Raw genomic sequence first — 21952 nt, 5'->3', positions numbered from 1 at the left:
ATTCGCTCACTATGGCTTATCTATGTTTGATTCATATTCAGGGTATCAACTACTCACTCGATTAGTGATATATCTACTGCTCTGTCTTGCCGTTGGATTACTCATAAATCAGGTGCTGTGGATCATGTTGCTGGGCAGTATCGCCCTGCTCATTTGGCACTATAAACAGATCTCAAGACTCAACTATTGGCTGTGGCGCGATAAGCGACTAACGCCCCCCAACGGCAGTGGCAGTTGGGAAGGGGTGTTCAACGGTATCTACCGTTTGCAAGGTAAAAACCGTAAACGTGTCAGCCAGCTTGCCTATCTTCTCGCCCGCTTCAGACAAGGGGCCGAGGCGCTACCCGATGCGGCCGTGGTGCTCGATTCAGAGAACAACATCGCCTGGTGTAACAAGCTGGCTCAGCTGATGTTAGGCCTGGTGTGGCCCCAGGATAACGGTCAGCGTATCGACAACCTTATCCGTCATCCCGACTTCTCCAAATACCTCAAGCAGGCCGATTTCGACGAGCCGTTCGAACTTATCGACACCCAGAGTGATAGCCGGATCCTGGAGATACGTATCATGGGCTATGGTTCGGGGCAGCGGCTATTGATTGCCCGCGACATCACACGTATTCGCCAGCTCGAGGGGATGCGTAAGGAGTTTGTGGCCAACGTCTCTCACGAGCTCAAGACGCCGCTGACGGTATTGCAGGGTTACCTGGAGATGATGCAGGGGATGGCCGAGCCAGACTCGCCTAACGCCAAGGCGATGTCGCAGATGCAGCAGCAGACCAATCGCATGCGCTCCATGGTCGAGCAGCTGCTGGTGCTGTCGCGCATCGAAGATGGCAGCGCGGTAAACCTTGAGACCAAGGTGAACATGACAGTGCTCATGGAGACTCTCAAAGAGGAGGCGCAGGCGCTGGCCTTGGGGCAGTATGAACTGTCTATCGAGGCGGATCCCGGGTTGAATCTCTATGGTAGCGAGGTGCAGCTTCGCAGTGCCTGCTCTAACCTGGTGTCGAACGCCATTCGTTATACCGAGCCCGGCGGTAAGATCAGCATTCGCTGGAAACGTGTGCCTATGGGGGCCGAGTTTAGCGTGACAGATACCGGCGAGGGCATAGCTCCGCAGCATCTTACCCGTCTGACCGAGCGCTTCTACCGGGTCGATAGCGCCCGCTCGCGCCAGAGTGGCGGTTCGGGATTGGGTCTGGCCATCACCAAACACGCTTTGCATCATCACCAGAGCGATCTCACCATAGAGAGTAAGCTCGGGGTGGGTAGCCGCTTTAGCTTCATCATCCCTAATCATCTGCTCGACCTTTAGCGGTTTGATGTGAGGTATTAGACGGCTGAAGTTTGGTACTAGTCGGATTGCATAGATTAAACGCCGTCGCTAATGACGGCGTTTTTTATGGGCCTTATTTAATGGCGGCTAGGCTATGGAAATCGCCGCCACCCATGACGCAAACTTGACGATTTGATGTCAAACTTAATATGGCGACGCTAAAAAGCGCATTTGCGGCAATTTAATTTGTCATTGTCATCTAAGTGTCACATCACAGTCATAGACTTGTCACTGTTGCGATTGATACTGGCTGCAACTTAAATGAAACGAGTAAGCAAGTCCGCTTAACACTGGAGCATAGAATGAAACTTAAACAGCTTGTCGGTGCGGTGAGTTTAACAGCCGCTAGTGTATTCTCAGCAGCCTCTATGGCCGCTCTTGATCCATCACTGCCAACTTATGAAAAAACAAGTGGTGTATCAGGTAACCTATCTTCTGTAGGTTCAGACACTTTAGCCAACATGATGACCCTATGGGCGGAAGAGTACAAAGAAATGTACCCTAACGTTAACATTCAGATTCAAGCAGCGGGTTCATCTACTGCGCCACCAGCACTGACTGAAGGTACTTCACAGTTCGGTCCAATGAGCCGTAAGATGAAGCCTAACGAAATCGAAGCATTCGAAAAGCACTACGGTTACCAGCCAACTGCTATCCGTGTAGCAATCGATGCTCTTGCAGTATTCGTACACAAAGATAACCCAATCAAGGGTCTAAGCATCGAGCAGATCGACGGCATCTTCTCTGCAACACACAAGTGTGGCGGTAGCGATGTTCAACGTTGGGGCGATGTAGGTCTAGACGGTTCTTGGGCTGCTAAAGACGTTCAGCTATATGGTCGTAACTCAGTATCTGGTACTTACGGTTACTTCAAGAAGAAAGCACTTTGTAAGGGCGACTTCAAGGCTAACGTAAACGAGCAACCTGGTTCTGCATCAGTGGTTCAGTCTGTATCTCAATCACTTAACGCTATCGGTTACTCAGGTATCGGTTACAAGACAGCAGGCGTGAAAGCGGTTGCTATCGCTAAGAAAGGTACCAACTACATCGAAGCTTCAGCTGCTAACGCTGCTGACGGTAGCTACCCACTATCACGTTACCTATACGTTTACGTGAACAAGCACCCTAACAAAGAATTGGCACCACTCGAGCGTGAATTCCTACGCTTCGTACTGTCAAAGCAGGGTCAGCAAATCGTAATGAAAGACGGTTATGTACCACTACCACGTAGTGTGACTGCTAAAGACCTAGAAAAAGCGGGTATCCGTCTGTAAGACGACAGCTTGAACTGAAAAGGCCTCCTAGTGAGGCCTTTTTTGTCTTCCAAATAAGACGGGATTTTTGTTTGAGTCTTGGTTGCATTCTTATTTGTTGAGTGTGTTTGAAGAGCCTACCTTCATGGTTATCTAACGCCTGCCCGGCGGGGGAATGTGGGAATGCTTTCAGGTCGTAGCGTTTGGCTGCTTGGGTATTTGCTATGGACTTGAAGGTCACACCTTCATGGCAATATAACGCCTGCCCGGCGGGGGAGTGTGGGATGCTTTCGGGTTGTAGCGTTTGGCTGCTTGGGTATTTGCTATGGACTTGAAGGTAATGCCTTCACGGCAATCTAACGCCTGCCCGGCGAGGGTTGTGCAGATACGCCTGTGACACGCTGTGCGCCATCCCTGGCCGCTCTACGGTTTCATCCCTGAAACCGAAGGTCACCGGCGTATCTACACTTGGTATATAACGTTTCTTCGATTTGGCCGTGTTTGGGGCGAAAAGGGAATGAAAAAGCTGATTTGGTTTTGCCCCGAAGTGAGTTATTGGTCAGCCAGTAAATCGCAAACTTACTACTCAACAATTTCTTATCTAAGTCCTGTTTGTGCGATTCACCACAAGAAGTAGAAACTGGACAGATACACAGTCATATTTAAATTATGTGACTTTTGGGTGACTTTAAGCCTAAATTCGTGCGCGTATTGCCGTTATTGATAATATAACTCCCTTCAAAATCAACTAATTGCAATCCTTGTTAAGTAGATAATAGGTTTGGAAAACGCGCATGCGCGTTTTTCCAGATGGATTACTTATATGAAAAGCGGCAAAATGTTGATAAGTTCATTACATACAGATAGTTAACTGTGCGCGTTTTCACTGGTCCAACGAGATAAACGCGCATGCGCACTAATAAAATGTTAAATTACAGGAGATTAAAATGGCGGCAGGTGATGACGTTTATCGTGAGGCACAAGCAAGGTTACACCGAATTTTAGGTAGTTACTTATCAATGTTGGCATGGAAAATGGGCGCTGATTGTGTCGTTATCCAAAGAGATGAACTATTAACTTTTCTTGAATTGACTCGAATGAAAAATGTGAGAGTTGATTGGATCAAAGAAGATATAAAACACTTATTTAAACATACGAAAACTACATTTTACGAAAAAAATGGTAATTATGCAGAGCTTTACCTTTCACGATCAAAGTTCCCAAAAGGGATTTGTAGTGAAGCCATGTCCACTGAGCAGAGAATCGAAAAGTTTAAAGAACAGGGATTAACACTTGTAGATGTTACTTTGCCGACAGAACGAGAATTAATAAGTAGAATGGCTTTAATCATGACTGGTATTGAAGAAATGTAATTTAACAAAGCATTTAAGAGTGATTCGCAACGCTTGCCGTTTTCGCTTCGCTCAAAGTATAGGCAAGCGCTGCTCACACCTTAATGCGGCGTTATATCTACATGGAGGTTAAGTGCATTGAGCTGGGATGATGTCTTTAAGTTTATTACCGCAGCAATCGCATCTGTTGGTGTTGCCGGTTCAATCATATTTGCTCTATCCAGCTGGCTAGGAAAAGTTTGGGCATCTCGAATTTTAGACCGCGAGAGAAACTCTTTGAACAAGGAGCTTGAGGCTACAAAAAGGGAGCTTGACGTCTATAAAGACACCTATCTTCGAAATCACAACGACAAGATAGTTATATACCGTGCGGTGATAGATATAGTGTCGAAGTTGCTGGCGACCTTTGACTCCTTTCAATCAGGCCGCCTTCAGCAACCAGATGCAGCTAAAGCATTCGCTCTCTTCAATGAGCAGCGCATGCAGGCGTACGGATACTTGGCAATGCTAGCGCCTCAACAGGCAATGGATGCGCATGACCGTCTCATCGACCATTTGATAAAAATATCCAATGGCAGTGCGGCTTATGAATGGGACAAAGTTAGAGAATTAGCAATCAGTTTTATCAATGAAGTACGCATAGATGTTGGTATTGATAAAGATCCGATATCTTACAATGGTGCATTGTAGATATAACAAATCATTCAACTTACGCCCTTCATTAACGGACCTCCAAAAAGCTACGCTTTTTGGAGATCCGTTAATGAAGCGTTACGGCGCAGGGCGAAAATGGAAAAAATCGTAGAACTAATCAGACAAGATCCAGTCAGAGTTGAGGCACTTTATCATGTGTCTCAATTAGGTTTGCCCCAATGCTATATTGCGGCAGGTTTTGTTCGAAACTTAGTTTGGGACTTATTGCATAATTTCAACGAACCGACTCCTTTAAACGATCTCGATGTGATCTACTTCGACCAAGCAGAACTGACTCCGGACGCCTATCTGGTTTATGAGGCGCAGTTAAAGGTGCAGATGCCGGGGCTTAACTGGCAGGTTCGAAATCAAGCGACAATGCATGAGCGCAATGGCGACTCCCCCTATACCAGTTCGCTGGATGCCATGGGTCATTGGCCTGAGAAGGAGACGGCCATCGGCATCAGGCAGATTGCAGACAATCATTATCAGTGCATCGCCGCCTTCGGCTTTGAATCATTGCTGAATTGCCGCATTACGGCTAACCCCAAGCGATCCCGCGAGACCTTTGAGCATAGGGTCAACTCAAAGGGCTGGCTGGTTCGCTGGCCATTGCTGCACATCGCACCCTAGGGGCGAATTCACCGTCTGAAGTCTATGACCTTAAATCTATGATCTTAAAGCCTGAGTTTACCGCTTAGGGTTTCCGCTTCGTCACTATCGTCTCTTCAATTGTTATTGTCTCTCCAATTTTATATAAGGTCGTCTTTAGTGCATGAGCAGCCAAAAGCATGATGGCGTTATCCTTTGTCTTGGGCTTCACTTACTCTCACGTTAGGTTGAATAAGCGTAACTAGATGATGATTTTTAGGGAGGGAAACCTATGAGGCTGACGATTGAAACTCAGGTGAGGGCAGGTATCGACCGGGTGTGGGCGGCATGGACCCAGGCGGAGGAAATTAAAGGCTGGTATTTTGCCAGCGACGACTGGTGCTGCCCGGCCGCAGAGCAGGCGTTAACGCCGGGCGGGCAATTTAGCTATCGTATGGAAGCCAAAGATGGTGCTATGGGGTTTGACTACTGCGGCGAGTTTACCCATGTCGCACCACACGAGGCGATTGCTTATAGGCTGGAAGATGGCCGCGAGGTTGAGGTTGCCTTTATCCCTAATGATGCCGGTGTCAGGGTGACTCAACGTTTTGAGACCGAATCTAGCTATCCCGTGGAGCAGCAGCGTCAGGGCTGGCAGAGCATCTTAGATAACTTCAGGGCCTATGTTGAGAAACACTCCAGCGATTAGCCGTGGATATCCTGTGTCGCGCACAGTGGTGAAATTCAGGATAAAAAAAAGCGACCCTGATGAGGTCGCTTAAGTTCCAAATTCGGAATCTAAGGATAGTTGCGCTAGAAACTATCTAAAGGGAATGATGATGAACGGTAAACACACTGATGATTAATTAAGACCTGTCACTGGGATAACTAATCGATGCAAATTCTGTTCATATTATCAGAGTGCTTTCATCGGGATTAGTTCATAAAAATTCTTAAATATTTTCATCTTTTTTAAAAAACCTTATTAAATCAATTAAAAACTTCATGTTTAGTGCCATCTAAAGTAGGCTGGCCTGCTTATTCGTCACACATCATTACAAGGGATAGCGCACCGACATGAAGTTACACCAACTGGCCCTATCGTTGGCCATCTTGCCGTTAATCGTTTCATTGAGCACTATGGCCGCCGCTGTTGAGCCAGTCGTCGATGCGGCGCCGGCTTCTAAGGCGGTTGCTAAAGCGCCAGTGCCTAAGGTGGAGATCCCCCGTACAGCTGTGCTCGAGCTGACCGACCCCGTGAGCAAGCGCATCTATCCACTCTGGGTAAAGCTGCCGCGCTCATATCAAGCCGATAGCACGAGACATTACCCCGTGGTCTATGTCTCCGATGCGCCCTATGCCTTTCAGATTGTCTCGGGCATGACCCGCTTTCCCATGAATAGCGGCAAGATGCGTGAGGCCATCATAGTCGGTCTCTCCTATGCCAAGGGGGACAAGGGGGCGCAGAGCCGGGTGCGTGACTATACCCCCTTTAACGATTCGAGCTGGAAGCTAACAACCGGCGGTGCCAGTCACTACGCCGATTATCTAGAGACTCAGGTCTTGCCCTTCATGGCCGAACATTATCGGGTAGATGACAAGGAGCGCACCTTTGTGGGCAACTCCCTCGGCGGCCTGCTTGGGGCCTATTTGCTACTGGAAAGGCCGAATCTGTTTGATAACTATGTGTTGGGCAGCCCCTCGGTGTGGTTTAACGGCGAGCAGCTGTTATCCCTAACGGCAAAGCCGAGGGCCGATGACAAACAGGCGCGGCGAGTGTTTCTGGCGGTCGGCGCGCTGGAGACACCTGCCAAGGCGGGCATGTTACACGACATGGTCGCCGGGGCGGATAAACTCGGACGCCACCTAAGGCGCCAGCTGGGGGATAACTTGGTACTCGAGAGCCTCACCATAGCGGGGGCGCGCCACGAAACCGCCTTTCCCACCACGGCGAGCCAAGGCCTCTATTGGCTCCTGGCGCGCGATGGGGAAGGCAGTACTCAGTAGTAAGCTCGGCTTTAAGAGGCTTGTTTAGCGGTGCTGGTGGCATTCAGCGCCTTAAGCCAGGCCTGAAACTCCGCATCCATGCTGGTGCCCCACTGCTTTACCAATGCCTGATATCTCGGGTAATCGCCCTTGCGGGTAAAGCCCAGCATGGTATCTATCTTGTCTTTGTGATGCTCCATCATGAAGCGCACCGCCAGATAGCCCCAGCGATAGACGCGATCTGTGCCGCCGTTGTGCTCGTAGCTGGTGTTAAACAATTCACTCAGTTCGAAGTGCTGTTTGGCGATGATGGCGATGGCCGCCGGGTTGTCGTCTCCCTGAGAGATATATTCCCCCAGTCCTTCGCTCCACCACACTAGGTGAGGCAGCAGCGGCGCCGGCTCAGGGCAATATTCCGGGGCGCTATGGGAGTCGTGCAGCGAGGCGCAAAAGTCGCCATAGAGATTGAAGTGACCATCCAGGTAATGCACATACTCGTGGGCTAGATTCCAGATCTGTCCACCGCGCTCATAGGCGACAAACTCTGCCTGATTCCCTGCTAGGTGGGGGAGGCCTTCCAGGAACATGCCGCCGTTGTCGCTTGGCACGTCGAAATGCGCCGTGACATAGCGGGTATAGTCGTCGCGGCTGTGGTAGACGTTGGCGCGCATACGCTGATTGTTGTCATTGGCGACCGGCTTGCCTTGGGTGCCGAACAGCTGGTGGAACTTGGCTTCCTGCTTCTGCATCAGGGCGCAGGCCTGGGTTATCTGCTCCTGGGTGAGCGCCTGGGAGCGAATGGTGATGGTGGGGCTGCAGTCGTGGTTTTGGCTTAAGACGGCTTGCAAGGGAGCAACCGGCGAGGTTTCGCCTGCCTGTAGGGCAAAGCTGGTCAGCAGGGGGAGGGCAACCACAAAACCCATGAGAGATGATTGAGACACAGAGGTTTCCTTATTGTTATTTTTTGTATAAAATATCCCAATTGTTTCACCTTCATTCATCGAAGTCAATTTCTACGCAGATTGTATAAGCGGTCCGTATAGCCCGTTTGCTTAGCCCGTTTGCTTAGCCCGTTTGTAAAGGCCATTTGTTTGAGCCAATCGCCTTAGGCTTTCTTTAGTCAGGTCGCTCTATCGGGTGGCCATGACATTCTTGGCCTGCGGGACTAAAATGGCACCAGCCCTACATCATAAAAAAGGAATCCTTGTGGTCACTCAGTGGGATAATCAACAAGATCATCATTCATTTGCCAATGTGGACGCCCTGCGGGTCACGCATTTGAGCCTGGCCCTCGAGGTCGATTTTGCGGCGCAGCAACTCATAGGTAGCGCCAAGCTTAACTTAGACTATCGCGAGCAAGATTGCCGTGTCCTTTACTTAGATACCCGCGAGCTCACCATAACCAGTGTGCAGGACGAGGCCGGCAATGCCTTGGTCTACCGACTGGATGAGCAAGATGTGGTGCGCGGTCAGCGCTTGGCCATCGAACTTCGCTCGCCAAGTAAACAGGTCACAGTGCAGTATCACACCTCGCCCTCGGCTCAGGGGCTGCAGTGGCTATCACCGGAGCAGACCAGCGGTAAGCAGTTGCCGTTTCTCTTCAGTCAGTCGCAGCCGATCAACGCTCGCAGCTGGATCCCTCTGCAAGACAGCCCCAAGGCGAGAATCACCTTCGACGCCAAGATCACAGTGCCGCCAGGCATGCGCGCCGTGATGAGCGCCATGAACCACGGCGATGCGCCGTTAACGGGCGAGTTTAGCTTCGAGATGGAAAAGCCTATTCCGACTCATCTGCTGGCAATTGCCGTTGGGGATCTTCACTTTGGCGCTATCGGCCCACGCACCGGCGTGTATGCCGAGCCCGAGGTGCTATCTGCGGCGGTGAAGGAGTTTGAAGATACCGAGAAGATGGTGGAGATCGCCGAGTCCCTGTTAGGCCCCTATGCCTGGGATCGCTACGACATGCTTATCTTACCGCCTAGCTTTCCCTTCGGCGGCATGGAAAACCCAAGGCTCGCCTTCATGACCCCCACACTCATCGCCGGCGATAAGAGCCTGGTCTCTACCGTCGCCCACGAACTGGCCCACTCCTGGACGGGCAATCTGGTGAGCAACGCCACCTGGCGGGATCTCTGGCTCAACGAAGGCTTTACCACCTATTTCACCAATCGCATCGTCGAGGCCGTGTATGGCAAGGAGCTGGCCGAACTGGAGGTAGTGTTGGAATATGGCCGGCTCAAGGAGGAGCTGGTGAGCATGCCACTCGAGGCGCAGACCCTGCCGGCCAATGTGCAGGCGGGCGATCCTAACGATGCCTTTAACCGCTTCACCTATGACAAGGCCTCCATGTTTGTCCATGAGCTGGAGCATCGTCTGGGGCGTGACGCCTTCGACCGTTTCCTGTTCGAGTATGTGAATCATTTTGCCTTCGAGGCGATCACCACTGAAACCTTCGTCGATTACGCCAGACAGACATTGCTTGTTCAGCATGGCGATAAGATAACCGAGGCCGAGTTGCTCGAGTGGGTCTATGGCGAGGGGATGCCCGCCTGGTTCGTGCCGCCTAGCTCAGACAGCCTGGAGAAGGTCGATGCCCTGCGCGCCGCCTGGCTCAGTGGAGAGCCTATCAATAAGGCCAACACGGCGGGTTGGCGGGTGCACCACTGGCAGTACTTCCTAAACAGCCTGCCCGAGGTACTCGAGCAAGAGTCGTTGATCGACTTAGAGACCAGCTTCGATTTCAGCCGCAGCACTAATGCCGAGATCGCCTGTGACTGGTATCGGGTCGCCATACGTAATCATTACGATCCCGTACTGCCCTTCGTCGAGGCTTATCTGATGAAGATAGGGCGGGGGAAGTTTGTGCGTCCTCTGTACAACGAGTTGCTGCTGGCCGGATATGGCGAGGAGCTGCGTCGCATCTATCAGAAGGCGAGGGCGGGCTACCATCCTTCGCTGTCGGTGCAGCTGGATAAGCAGCTATTGCAGTAAGACAGAGCGCTTGCAGTAGAACGAAAGAAGCAGGATAAAAAAATGGCAACCCAAGGGGTTGCCACAACTATCTATTTGGAGAAAGAAATCTGTGCGCTAGCGAAATTTCTTGCCTCCTGAGACCAACTCAGTCTCGAAGGGAGATGATGAACAAACAATGATGAAAAATCTGTTACATCTCTTCAGAGTCACCAATATCGAGTTAGTTCCCCACGCCGCGACAATTAGTTAAAAAATTTTCGAAAAAGGCCGATTTTTCCCGTTAGCTGGGAAGCTAGGTGCCAAAGCGTCTAAACAGGCAAAAAAAATGGCAACCAAAGGTTGCCATGAATCAAATAAGTGTCGAGTCATAAACCTCAATGCGCTAGCGAGGTAGATGCTCTTGGGACCTAGAGGGTCACCAAAGGGAGATGATGATGAACAATGTAACTTGAGCCAGGTAAGCCTACCGAATCATTCGTTAGCTAAATTACCCAACCCGCTAATCCGTTCACTTATTCAGAGTCTCCCTTAGCAGATAAGTTCAATAAAGCTTGTAAAAAATTCAAATTTTTTTCCTATCCGTAGCCAAAGGGGCAATTTTAACCTTTTAGTATAGATGCCAGATTGTCATCTTGCCGTCGGGAATAGACATAAATTGCTCCGGGTGTTGGGCTGGAAGCTATGGGAGTTTGAATCCTAATAGATTGATATGGATGATTTTTATAAAAAAAGGCAACCAAGGAGGTTGCCTGTCGATCCATCTAGATCTAGGGGGACTGCGCTAGAAGTCCCAGGGAGAATGATGAACATGAAAAAGCAAATCTTCGCGTTCAATAATTGGAGTTTTCAAATGTTGAAAAGTTCAAAAAATAACCAAAAATGTTTGAAAATATTTCCAACATTCTCCTATCTATTTGGATTGGCTCACTAAAGCAGCAATTTTTTCTGCCAAAGATTCAGGTTTTGTGGTGGGAGCGAAGCGTTCCAGCACACATCCGTGTCCGTCGACCAGGAACTTGGTGAAGTTCCATTTGATCGATTCGCTGCCAAGCACCCCCTTGGCTTCACGCTTGAGGTAACGATACAGAGGATGAGCCTTGTCGCCGTTTACCTCTATCTTGGCAAAGAGCGGGAAGCTGACGCCAAAGTTGAGTTCGCAGAACTGACTGATCTCGCTCTCATCTCCCTGCTCCTGCTGACCAAACTGGTTGCAGGGAAAGCCGAGCACGGCAAAATGCTCAGGACCGAACTGCTCATACAGCGCCTGTAGCGCCTGATATTGAGGGGTGAAGCCACATTTACTGGCCGTGTTGACGATAAGCAGTACCTTACCTTTGTAATCCGCCATCGGCTGGGTGCTGCCATCGATGCGGGTGAGTGAAAAATCGTAAATCGACATAATAGGAGTCCTCCTGATGATGCTATAAGCCTAGCAATAAAATATATTGTGCGCAATTTAAATTGCGGTTTCGAGGTGAATGAGTTCGCAAGGGTCTAACCTGCTGCGGGTCGGCATCCAGCTGCCTTAGGTGACCTTTGTGTCTGACTCGATGGGCTTGTAAGTTCTATGGGGTGAATATGCAGCGAGTTTGTTAATAATGCCTTTAAAAACAATTTGATGAAGCATATTTAATGGTGAGCGAAAATACAGTCTGATACCCTCTTGGCCGAATAAAAACCGCATTTTAAGGGGTGAAGATGAAAACCAAATTTGCGCTACTGCTCTTAGGCAGCTTGAGCCTCACGGCCCAGGCCAACGACTTTAATCTTGGAATAAATGATGATGTGATCTCTACGGATCTGCAGATGGATCTTAATCCGTCGGCCAATCTGGTGATGGGGTATCTATATTCCAATCATGAGGGGCACACTGTCTCGGCCGCGGCCCATATGAGTCACGATGCCGGGGCGCATCACTTCGAGATAGGGCCAAAGTTTTCCCATTACTGGGCGAAAAACAGCAGTAACGGCAGCGTGGTGGCGATCGGTGGTCGTTACTCGTTGGATCTGGGCTCAAACATTGCCCTTAAAACCTCGGCCTACTATGCGCCTTCCGTGCTGAGTTTCGGCAGCGTCGATGGCCAGTACGAGCTGGATGGCAAGATCCAGTTTCAGGTCAACCCCAGCCTGGGGCTGTTTGCCGGTTACCGTAACATACGCCTGCAGTACGATAATCGCTCCGATAACACCTTCGACAGCGGCTTCTATATCGGTGCCAGCGCCCACTTCTAATCGGCGATTAGCGGCTCGGCAACTTGGGTGAGCGGGATCTTACGCACACCCAAGCTTTCATCTGAGCTAGGTATTTACTCAAGAGTGGCTAGCGCCAGATCTCTTCGTCAAACTCGTCATCATGGTCATAACGCTTTGGTTGGTTTGCCTGATGGCGACGTCTCTGCTTGCTACGCTTGTTGCGTAGCTTATCCTGGGCATCAAATTCCCAAGTGGGTGTCTGCTCCGATGCCATCTCAAATTCATCATAGTGTGACATGATCTCACCTGTCGCTTGTGACTTATCTTATTGTTACGAATCTTCTGTGATTAATCTTTTGTGGCGAGTTTTCAATGACTAATCTGCTGATACCAGCCTCTTGTCATTAATCAAGCCGAAGTCGCATGGTAAGAAGCTAAGATGACGCTTAGGTGACAGAGATGAGACGAACAGGTGACACGTGCGCCGCCAGAGCACTGAGCAAAGAGCACGGATCCAGCGCACTGAGCCAGAGCACGGAGCCAGCGCACGGAGAAAGCGCACGCCGCAAGAGTGCGGCGCTGCGTGTTGAGAGATGGGAAGACTATTCGCCCTGGCGGATCATCTTAGCGACAAACATGCCGTCGCTATCAGCCTGATAGGGCAGTACCGTCAGCATCTGTGTGGCCTCATTGGTGAAGGGATGGGTCAGTGTCTGCAGGCTGAAGTCGGGTCGTTTGGCTAGGAAGGCCTCGACTACCTGCTGGTTTTCCACCGGGCTGATAGAGCAGGTGGCATAGACTAATACGCCGCCGGGTCTTACCGCCTCACAGGCACGGCTTAAGATATCCAGCTGCAGGCTCGCCTTGTCTGTGATGGCACTGGCGTCATCGAGCCAGCGCATATCCGGGTTGCGTCGCCAGGTGCCGGTGCAGCTACAAGGGGCATCGACCAGCACGCCGTCGAAATGACCGGTGGCAACCGGCAGTGCATCCGATTGCCAAGGCTGGGTGCTGATCTGGCTAAAACCGGCGCGCTTTGCGCGCTTAGCCAGCTCTTCGAGGGGCTTGCGGCGAATGTCTGAGGCGACCACGCTGCCGCTGGCCTTGCTATCTTGCTGCAACATGAGCGATCGCAGCTGCAGACTCTTACCGCCGGCGCCGCTACAGGCATCCCACCAAGTTTCATTTGCCTTGGGCGTGCAGATATTGCCTATCACCTGAGAGCCGAGATCCTGGATCTCCAGCTTGCCTTCGCTATAGAGTGCTACGCCATTGAGGTTGATGCTCTTATGGCCAAGGTTGATAGCATCTTTGAAGTAGTCGCTGCCGCTCGCCATTATCTCTTGCTCCGCCAGCTTGCTCTTGGCCTTAGCCAGGGAGATCCCCTGCAGACGACCCCAGATAGGCGGGCGGCTGCACAGGCTGCTTACTAAGTGCTCTTGCATCTCGACGTCTTGGTCGAAATGGGCCCAGAACCAGTCCGGCGCCAGTGCGGTCAAGGGGAAGACTTGAGCTGGGAAAGTGGTTTCTAGCATGGCCTGTTTGATCTTAAGAGCGTCAGTGTCTGAGCCAGAACCAGAACCAGAACCAGAACCTGAGTCTGCTTGAGCATTTATTGCTGGCTCATCGAGTCCAGCAAACCCGCGCCAGGCCGAGACGATATCCAGCCAGGGGTGAGCCTCCAGGGCGGCGGTCATGGCTAGCTGGGCAAACCACTGCTGGGTGATAGCCTGCTGGCTGTCATCCTTTAACGGGATTAACTTGAGCCAGCCATGCCAGCGAAACAGGCCAAACAGGGTTTCGCGGATCACCCGTCTGTCTTTGGAGCCATGTTTCTTATGGGCGCGAAAATAGTCGGCCAAGATGCGATCGCCCGGCAGCTTACTCTGCAGGGTCTGACAAAATAGCTGGTGTATGGTCAGGCTGTAACTCAGGGCGCGTTTCTCGGCGCCGCTCTGGGCGTTTAGCGCCTGATGAAGCTGCTCGCTGCTGATGCTGGTGACCGCCAGAGGAGTCTTGCTAGAGGTGGTTGCCGAAGTTGTGGAGTCGCCCATGAGTGTATGCCTAAGCTGAGATCTGATACTGAGGGCGCAAGTGTACCAGATGTCGGCATATTTGCTACCGCAGAGGCACGCGAAACACCCCATGAAACCTTGGTTCTAGTTGCCACGCTCGCCTCATTCACATAGGCACGTTAAGTTCGCCTCATGTCGAAAATCTGCAATAGCGCGAATCGGATGCTGGGTATCCTGATGCTACTCGACTATCGGAGGAACCCAAATGAGTACAAATATCGATTACATGACGCTGGCGCCAGAGGCCCTGGGCATCTTATACAGCCAAGAAAACTATCTAAAGCAGGTGTTTAGTGACCATGAGAAGTTGGGGCTGGCGGAGCTTGAGCTGTTGAAACTGCATGTCTCTCAGGTGAATGGCTGCGCCTTTTGTATTGAGATGCATACCAAGGTTGCCTTGGAGTTGGGCGTAAGCCTGGACAAGATCGTCGGCCTCAGTGCCTGGCGTGGTCTACCCTATTACAGCGAGGCGGAGCGTGAGGCGCTCGCCTGGGCCGAGCAGTTGGCATTGCCGCACATTTCTATCGAGGCCCGTGAACAAGCGCGGCGCTATTTTGGCGACAAGTTATTGGTCGATTTGACCTTAGGGCTCAACGCGATCAATAGTTGGAATCGTCTCTGTAAGGCGCTCAAGCCTAGCCTTATCTAGACAGACAGGTTTCGAGACCAGAATTTAAAGGGAGCAAACGTGACCAGCGACTTAGACTTTCACCTCTTCTGCCCTAAGGGCGCGCTGTCTGACTTAGTTCAGGGGATCTGGTCAGTTTCGTGCCCAGCAGAGGCCGATGAGTTGCATGCTTGGCTCCATAGCGATGCGGCCAGCGGCCTGCTGATTAATCTCGGTGCGCCGCTGGGTTATGACGAGCAGGAGGTGCCCGCCGGAGTCTATCTTCTACCCGTCAACAAGCAGACCACCAGGGTGACGCTGCCGCCCGGCGCCTTGGCCGTTGGCGTGCGTTTCCTGCCCGGCGCCGGGCGGGCCTGGATGATGGAGCGTTTCGCCTTCGAGCAGGGGAGGGAGGCCATTACGCCGCTCACTTCTCATGCGGAACTCATGGCCTTGGCGGCATCGCTGCGCGCATGTCGTGGCCATCTTCAGCGGTTAAGCCTGACCTATCGTTGGCTGCGAGCCAATCAGACGCTAAACCAGCCATTGCCGCAAGTGATCAACGAGGTGCTGCAGGCACTAGACAGGCCCGATGCCGACATGACGGCCTTTGAGAATGGGGTCATGAGTCAGCGGCAGATAGAGAGGTATTTTCGCCGTTATCTCGAGATGACCCCCAAATATTATCAGCGGCTGATGCGGGCCAGGCAGACCTTGCAGGCCTTGAAACACTCACCTCTGGCGCCCCTTGCCGATGTCGCCTTAGCGCTTGGCTTTGCCGATCAGGCTCATATGACCCGAGAGCTGAAACAGCTGATTAAGATCACCCCCAAGCGTTATCGCCAGTGTCTGACTCAAGGCGCCGGTTAAGGCATAGTGCCCCAAGCCTTCGTCGGCTTGCAAGCGTTGTGCTTAGCCCATCTTTCTCGATATTTAAAAAACCTCAGCATAGATAAGCCCTTGGCATTAGTGCAAAAGCAGAGCAAGTGATAAGCTTGTATTGCTTTTTTGCTAATAGAGCATGAGTCTGGAAATTATTTCTGGTATGGTGCGGCTGAAACGAGAGGAGATTATGGAAAAGTACGAACAACTACTGATTTCGCTGCGCCGCGTGATCCGCGCCATCGATATACATTCTCGGCAGCTCAACAAGCAATCTGGCCTCACCGGACCGCAGCTTATGGTGATGCAGACCATTGCCGCCTACGACCGCCCGCTGGCCAAGGAGATCGCCCAGGAAGTGGCGCTCAGCCCTGCCACGGTCGCCACCATTATCGATCGCCTCGAGGCGCGAGACCTGGTGGTGAGAACCCGTAGCGTGTCAGACAAGCGCAAGTGGCACCTGTCTCTCAGCGAGGCGGGAATCGAGATCTTAAAGGCCGCGCCTAAGCCGCTGCAGGATCACTTTATCAAGCGTTATCAAAACCTTGAAGACTGGGAACAGAGCCAGTTGCTCTCGTCCGTCGAGCGTATCGCCTCCATGATGGATGCCCAGGAGCTGGATGCCGCACCTGTACTCCTGGTGGGGCAGATCCAGGCGGAAGAGTAATTCGTGTTGGGCGCGCCGCTACAAGACTCAGCATTACCGGGATCAGGAATGTCAGATTCACCCTTGCCAGGCTCTGAAACGTCAGCAGCGGCCGAGTTCAAGGTGGATAACTGCGCCTTGGTACTCGAAGGCGGTGGCCTGCGCGCCATCTATACCGCGGGCGTGCTCGATGCCTTCTTAAGGGCTGGGATCCATTTTCAGTATCTGGTGGGGGTATCCGCCGGCGCCATCTATCCCGCCTCCTATCTGTCGCGTCAGATGGGGCGTAATCTCACCATTCAACAGAATTTTCTTGCCGATAAGCGCTACATGGGGCTCAAGCACCTGCTGCGCACCGGCAACTATGTCAACACTGACTTTACCTACCGCCGCATGGCCCATGAGCTGGTGCCCTATGATTTCGACGCCTTCGCCAGTAGCGAGGCCGAGTTTAAGGTGGGGGCCTTTAACTGCCTGACCGGCGAGACCGACTTCTTCGGCATGGCAGACTTTGCCGATCACGATACCTTTCTCGAGGTGCTTATCGCCTCCAGCAGTCTGCCATTTATCTCAAAACCTACCTTCATCGACGGCACGCCCTATCTCGATGGCGGCATAGGGGCGCCGATCCCCCTGGCACAGGCCCGTGAAGATGGCTTTAAGCGTCAGGTGGTGATACTGACCCAGGAGCAGGACTATCGTAAATCGGCCTTCAAGGCCAAATGGCTGGCGAAACGTCTCTATCGCCGCTATCCCAAGGTGGCCAGCGCCTTGCTTACCCGCCACCAAGTCTACAATCAGGCGCTCGATGATTTGGCCAAGGCCCAGGCCGATGGCAGTGCCCTTGTGTTGCAGCCCGCCACGCCGCTGGGGCTATCGCGTCTGGAGCGGGACGTGAGTAAGGTCGAAGCCGTCTATCGCCGCGGCCTTAGTGAGGGTGAAGCCTTTATCCCAAGCCTGTTGGCTTTTATCGAAAACAGCTAACTCTCTTCGCCCTCTCTTGCGATTCGTGTTCACTCAGGTGAACCGCAACCTGTCTTAATCTTGCAGTCTAAACTTTGTTCCTATTGTTTGTTTAAGCCTCCGCTTTAACCCTCGCTGCTCTTTAGTCTCATTACTCATCTTCAAGTTCATGGCTCTGGTTCATACCTCTTAGCTCAGGCTCAGGAATGGGGTTGACCTTTGGCGGTTTTACAAGCACTTTAAACGAGTGTTTATAATCATGACGTAGAAGGAGTCTCTATGGATAAGGCCAAGTATGATCAAGGGTTAGCCATCAGGCGCGAGGTGATGGGCGATAGTTTTGTCGACAGGGCGCTGTCGTCGGCCAGCGATTTTACCCAGCCCCTGCAGGAGCTGGTAACCCGCAACGCATGGGGCGAGGTGTGGGCCAGAGAGGGACTCGACAGACGCACCCGCAGCCTGATCACCATAGCGACCCTGGCCGCACTCAAGGCCTCCACCGAACTCAAGGGCCATGTGCGCGGCGCGCTGCGTAACGGCTGCACCGTCGAGGAGATCCAAGAGGTGCTGCTTCATTCAACCGTCTACTGCGGCATGCCAGCCGGGGTTGAGGCGTTTCGCGCGGCGAATAAGGTGATTAGCGAGTGGTTGGAAGGAGAGTCATAAGGGGACTCTTGCCCTTTTGTTTCTGTTGTTGCGATTACCGGGATTGTTGTTTGAAGGGGCGTTGAAGGTCGTACCTTCACTGTAACTTATCGCCTGCCCGGCGGGTGCTGTAAATGGATGTACCAATGTCGCGATCACATGGATGTGAATGAGCGACCTTATGTGCAGATACTGCTGTGACACGCTGTGCGCCATCTGACCTCCAAGGATGGAGGGAATGCCGAAAAATGTCGGGAACATTTTCGGCCCTGTTTCGGAAGCTCACCGGCGTATCTACACTCGGTATATACCGTCTCTTCGATTTGGCTTCTTCTGGTGTCCTGGGACTCTCGGTTTGTTCCAAGTTGCGGCATTTACCTGAATGCTTTTTGGTAAGGTATTTGAAGGTCGCACCTTCATTGTGACTTATCACCTGCGGTGGGCTTATGTGCAGATACTGCTGTGACACGCTGTGCGCCATCCCTGGCCGCTCTACGGTTTCATCCCTGAAACCGAAGGTCACAGCCGTATCTACACTCGGTATCTAACGTCTCTTCGATTTATCGTCATTTGAGAATACATAGATTCAACTCACTATTTTTTAGAGAGAAATCTTTGATTAAATGTGAGCGGGCATGTTGTGTAGTCCCGACAAGATAGATTAAAGTATCACCAATCAAGGACAGAGCTAGGCCAACTCGAATCAAACATCGACTACGCCATTCAGGGAATGAAAAAGCCAACCACATGAGCCAATCACCTCCTTTAGAAGATGACTCTGACCCCACTTATTTACATGCTTGGTTTCCTACCTTACAAGGTAGCGTACCTTGCAAGGTCTCATTAATAAGTTGTTAACCCCAAAAGGAGACAAACGTGATCGTAGTTGGAGAGACTGACTCCTTTGAAAGAAAGTATATGGAGAAATTCAGAGCATTCGCTTCTGAGTATGGAGAGTTTATTAATTATGAACATGATCGAGGTGCTCGAGATATTGGGATGCACCTTACGCGTAAACTTTCTTCTGGGAAGGAGCAACTGACTAGCGCGCTCGTGTGGTTTCAAATGAAAGGTAAAATGGCAAAAACCATTTCATTAGGAGAGTACGAGAAAAGCAAAGAAGTAAAAATATCTTTATCAGTTAACCACCTTCGTTATTGGTTTCTACAACCAATGCCGACTTATCTTGTTTTATTTATTGAGTCAGCGGAAGAGTTCTTAATTCTTAATATATCTGAGTACGTAAAAAACACTTGGGGCAGAGAAATTCTTACGCTAAGCCAAGAGACTGCAACAATTAATGTTCCCACGAGCAGCAAGCTAGATTCGCAGGCATTTCGTCTTATTTTGCAAGAAAACGACATCAAAGAATGGAAGAAAGCTCTTGGGGACGAAAACGAGCATGTAGATGTCTGCTATCGAGATTACGACCTAATTTGGCACTTGGCAACAGCCGAGAGCAGAGCAGTATGTCATAAGTTAGAGTTTTGGGATTGGCAAAGTAAGACTAGAAGCCAGCTCTATATTTATGAAGAAAGTGAAACTGAAAGGGTGATCCTTAGGGAGCACTGGCAGTACATGATGAGTATTGGTCAACTAGAGGATGCATATCCTTATATAGAGTTTTTTGTAGATCAAGATGCTGAAGACTGGTGGGATGATGAGGAAGTTCCTGATGTAGTGTTGTCAAACGGAGATGTCATGTCTGGCGTTAATGCCGCTTACGAGTATTTTGCATACGAGTGTGGTGTTCGGTTGAATGATATAGGTCTGCAAATGTTTGAGTGGATTAAGTTTATGTCGGAGATTGGCTTGATTGAAATAAAGCCGGGTAAAAGTGAATTCGTCAGTTTTGCTCCGTGGCATGGTCGATCTGTGTAAGGGTTAACAAGGTGCTGCTGTCGGACAAATTTTCCGCTGCGCTCCAAATTTGCCGCAGAGCGCGCGTTATACATATTTGCAAACTGCATGATCGTGCTTTTTATTAAAACAAAGGATATATCACGTGCGCTCAAGGATTAAGATTCACATATTTGCTTCAATGCTATCACTTATCGTTTCTAATGCCATTGCGGAAACTTTTCCTACAATATCCGGCAATGTATCTAGTCAAGAATGTTCAGATGCTTTAACACTCGCCAGATCCATGTTTAACTCAAAATCAACACAACTATATGCCCCACTCGACATTCCTGAAAATCTAAATAGTAATTTAATTTTAGGTTCATCAGCACTTGATATTTCTGGTGGCGCCGCATTAGAAGCAGATCAAGACCAGTTTGAAAAAGTTCCTCAATTTGGAGAAGAATCTATACGCAGTGTTTACTGGGAAAAGAATATTACGGGTGGTGTACGTATTGCAGTAAAAGAAACTAGTTTTGGCTGGCGTGGAGATATGTATTCACTTTTTTTAATTGACTCGAAAGCCCAGAAAAATGAGTTTCTGCAAGATTTACAAGAAAGCTATGGTCACTCCAAATACACAGCACTAATTGGAGATGTTTGGAGATCGCCACTTATCTTTCTTTCAAAGCAAACAAAAAGAAAATGGTTCATGTCTGTTGGCCAGCCTTATGATTTTCTAGCACCATGGGCTATATATATAAATTCTTCTGAAGCATTCGACCAATCCTGCACAATCAAATTTCGTCCGGACGTCAAACTCTCTCAGTCATTATTACCAAACCCAGTTCAATACTTCGCCCATCTTTTGGATGAAACAATGGGGCCAGGAAATGATGAAGGTACGTTACAACCAACTGCTCGCCTAAGAAACCATGTTCAGGATGTATGGGCAAATGCAGCTCTCAGACCATGGGCTCTTTCTGACTCCGATACCTATAACTCAACGGAAGAAGTTAATATGGCTTTAGCAGCATGGTCTAAAACTGGTTCTTCATATAAAAAGGTTTATGCAGAAATCATCAAATCATATCCGGTCGCAGAGAAATCACTCTCATACTTCTATATAAACAATTTTAATTTATCAAAAAATCAGGCTGAAAAGATTGCTAAATGGGTACTAGATATAGCGTATCGTGCGCATTATAGTTTTCCAAATGGTTCAGACTATTTCCGCTATGACAACGTTAATACAAATCCATGGGATGTTAAAAATTAAAAATATGTATAAAAAGACACTGCAGGCGTATTTCATGATCGTGCCTCGTAAATTTTAGCCGGGAATTCTGTTCCCACTACGTGAAGCGTTACTAGTCAAATATGGATAAAATTGATTACACAAAGTATAGCGTCGAGGAATTAGAAGACGCATATAGGCACATTGATCGGGATAGATGGCCTGATCGCGTAAAAGAAATAGAGCTGATTCTTAATGATCCGGTTAAGCGGCGAGCACAGGTTAATACTGATAAATATCGTAAGAAAATAAAAGAAGAACGTGCTCAGAAGTCAAGGAAGCGAAGGGAGCCTCTAGGTTATGCACTAATGTATATAGTGCTAGGTGTTTTAGTCTCATTTTTTGGATTACTAGCTTCGCGGACAGGACAAGGAACAACCGTTGATTCAATGGGGGAAAGAGTCTTAATTGGAATAGTTTTTTTTGCTATTGCATATTTGTATTTTAATAAATGGCGAAAAAGCGCCGGTAAACGCAGGAACAAGTAAATCTAACCGAGCCAGCACTGCTTCCGTTGTTTGCTGGATTTTGTTTTACTCGGCCGAAGCTGGTGACGTTGAGCTAGTATTCCTAACCTTCACTATTTTTGTCCTTGGCCATTTGGCAGGCGAGCTTCAG

At 50.1% G+C, this 21952-nt stretch carries 21 protein-coding genes; 17 read left to right on the top strand and 4 right to left on the bottom strand.

Translation table 11 applies throughout. The features are described 5' to 3' along the window. Positions 1 to 22: 22 nt before the first annotated feature. From phoR to K0I63_RS14180, 7 genes are all read left to right on the top strand, one after another. Positions 23 to 1315 (top strand): phosphate regulon sensor histidine kinase PhoR, encoded by a 1293-nt coding sequence (phoR, locus tag K0I63_RS14210; protein ID WP_011866545.1) that lies wholly within the window; start codon positions 23 to 25, stop codon positions 1313 to 1315. A 323-nt stretch (positions 1316 to 1638) separates the two neighbouring features. Then, entirely contained in the window at positions 1639 to 2610 is a 972-nt protein-coding gene (locus tag K0I63_RS14205) for a PstS family phosphate ABC transporter substrate-binding protein (RefSeq protein WP_011866544.1), read from the top strand. A gap of 926 nt (positions 2611 to 3536) precedes the next feature. Next, on the top strand, positions 3537 to 3962 hold the full coding sequence (locus K0I63_RS14200; RefSeq protein ID WP_220081461.1) for a hypothetical protein: 426 nt from the start codon (positions 3537 to 3539) through the stop codon (positions 3960 to 3962). 117 nt (positions 3963 to 4079) lie between these two features. Then, positions 4080 to 4631, top strand: coding sequence for a hypothetical protein (locus K0I63_RS14195; RefSeq protein WP_220081460.1), 552 nt, complete (start codon positions 4080 to 4082; stop codon positions 4629 to 4631). 99 nt (positions 4632 to 4730) lie between these two features. After that, positions 4731 to 5267, top strand: coding sequence for a nucleotidyltransferase family protein (locus K0I63_RS14190; protein ID WP_220081459.1), 537 nt, complete (start codon positions 4731 to 4733; stop codon positions 5265 to 5267). Between the two features lie 250 nt (positions 5268 to 5517). After that, positions 5518 to 5934: an SRPBCC domain-containing protein gene (locus K0I63_RS14185; RefSeq protein WP_220081458.1), complete on the top strand. Its 417-nt coding sequence runs from the start codon at positions 5518 to 5520 to the stop codon at positions 5932 to 5934. Between the two features lie 368 nt (positions 5935 to 6302). Then, complete coding sequence (locus tag K0I63_RS14180) at positions 6303 to 7232, top strand: alpha/beta hydrolase (protein WP_258406880.1); 930 nt, start codon at positions 6303 to 6305, stop codon at positions 7230 to 7232. Between the two features lie 11 nt (positions 7233 to 7243). On the opposite strand, the gene K0I63_RS14175 is transcribed toward K0I63_RS14180, so the two are convergent. Beyond that, on the bottom strand, positions 7244 to 8152 hold the full coding sequence (locus K0I63_RS14175; RefSeq protein WP_434086774.1) for a collagenase: 909 nt from the start codon (positions 8150 to 8152) through the stop codon (positions 7244 to 7246). 229 nt (positions 8153 to 8381) lie between these two features. Here K0I63_RS14175 and K0I63_RS14170 point away from each other — a divergent pair, with 229 nt between their 5' ends. Further along, entirely contained in the window at positions 8382 to 10202 is a 1821-nt protein-coding gene (locus tag K0I63_RS14170; RefSeq protein WP_220081457.1) for a M1 family metallopeptidase, read from the top strand. 892 nt (positions 10203 to 11094) lie between these two features. Here K0I63_RS14170 and K0I63_RS14165 read toward each other — a convergent pair. Beyond that, entirely contained in the window at positions 11095 to 11583 is a 489-nt protein-coding gene (locus tag K0I63_RS14165; RefSeq protein WP_220043016.1) for a glutathione peroxidase, read from the bottom strand. A 299-nt stretch (positions 11584 to 11882) separates the two neighbouring features. On the opposite strand from K0I63_RS14165, the gene K0I63_RS14160 reads away from it, so the two are divergent. Continuing rightward, on the top strand, positions 11883 to 12416 hold the full coding sequence (locus tag K0I63_RS14160) for a YfaZ family outer membrane protein (protein ID WP_220081456.1): 534 nt from the start codon (positions 11883 to 11885) through the stop codon (positions 12414 to 12416). An 88-nt stretch (positions 12417 to 12504) separates the two neighbouring features. On the opposite strand, the gene K0I63_RS14155 is transcribed toward K0I63_RS14160, so the two are convergent. Continuing rightward, entirely contained in the window at positions 12505 to 12675 is a 171-nt protein-coding gene (locus K0I63_RS14155) for a hypothetical protein (RefSeq protein WP_190272391.1), read from the bottom strand. Positions 12676 to 12979: 304 nt separating this feature from the next. After that, positions 12980 to 14431, bottom strand: coding sequence for an RsmB/NOP family class I SAM-dependent RNA methyltransferase (locus tag K0I63_RS14150; protein ID WP_220081455.1), 1452 nt, complete (start codon positions 14429 to 14431; stop codon positions 12980 to 12982). A 226-nt stretch (positions 14432 to 14657) separates the two neighbouring features. On the opposite strand from K0I63_RS14150, the gene K0I63_RS14145 reads away from it, so the two are divergent. The 8 genes from K0I63_RS14145 (at position 14658) to K0I63_RS14110 (ending at position 21822) form a co-directional block, all read left to right on the top strand. Continuing rightward, entirely contained in the window at positions 14658 to 15101 is a 444-nt protein-coding gene (locus K0I63_RS14145; RefSeq protein ID WP_220081454.1) for a carboxymuconolactone decarboxylase family protein, read from the top strand. Positions 15102 to 15140: 39 nt separating this feature from the next. Beyond that, entirely contained in the window at positions 15141 to 15929 is a 789-nt protein-coding gene (locus tag K0I63_RS14140) for an AraC family transcriptional regulator (RefSeq protein WP_220081453.1), read from the top strand. Between the two features lie 202 nt (positions 15930 to 16131). Next, positions 16132 to 16608 (top strand): MarR family winged helix-turn-helix transcriptional regulator, encoded by a 477-nt coding sequence (locus K0I63_RS14135; RefSeq protein ID WP_011866533.1) that lies wholly within the window; start codon positions 16132 to 16134, stop codon positions 16606 to 16608. A gap of 102 nt (positions 16609 to 16710) precedes the next feature. Next, entirely contained in the window at positions 16711 to 17571 is an 861-nt protein-coding gene (locus tag K0I63_RS14130) for a patatin-like phospholipase family protein (RefSeq protein ID WP_220083461.1), read from the top strand. Positions 17572 to 17829: 258 nt separating this feature from the next. Next, a complete protein-coding gene (gene pcaC / locus K0I63_RS14125) occupies positions 17830 to 18216 on the top strand; it encodes a 4-carboxymuconolactone decarboxylase (RefSeq protein ID WP_220081452.1) in 387 nt (128 codons plus the stop codon). An 855-nt stretch (positions 18217 to 19071) separates the two neighbouring features. Continuing rightward, positions 19072 to 20076, top strand: a complete 1005-nt coding sequence (locus tag K0I63_RS14120) for a DUF4365 domain-containing protein (RefSeq protein WP_220071969.1) — start codon at positions 19072 to 19074, stop codon at positions 20074 to 20076. Between the two features lie 124 nt (positions 20077 to 20200). Next, positions 20201 to 21316 carry a hypothetical protein gene (locus tag K0I63_RS14115; protein ID WP_220081451.1) on the top strand — a complete coding sequence of 372 codons (1116 nt, stop codon included), beginning with the start codon at positions 20201 to 20203 and terminating at the stop codon, positions 21314 to 21316. A gap of 101 nt (positions 21317 to 21417) precedes the next feature. Then, positions 21418 to 21822: a DUF3169 family protein gene (locus tag K0I63_RS14110; protein WP_220071967.1), complete on the top strand. Its 405-nt coding sequence runs from the start codon at positions 21418 to 21420 to the stop codon at positions 21820 to 21822. Positions 21823 to 21952 lie beyond the last annotated feature (130 nt).

The sequence above is a fragment of the Shewanella rhizosphaerae genome (genome assembly GCF_019457655.1).
Taxonomy (GTDB): Bacteria; Pseudomonadota; Gammaproteobacteria; order Enterobacterales; family Shewanellaceae; genus Shewanella; species Shewanella loihica.
This window is presented reverse-complemented; position numbering and strand designations above follow the sequence as displayed.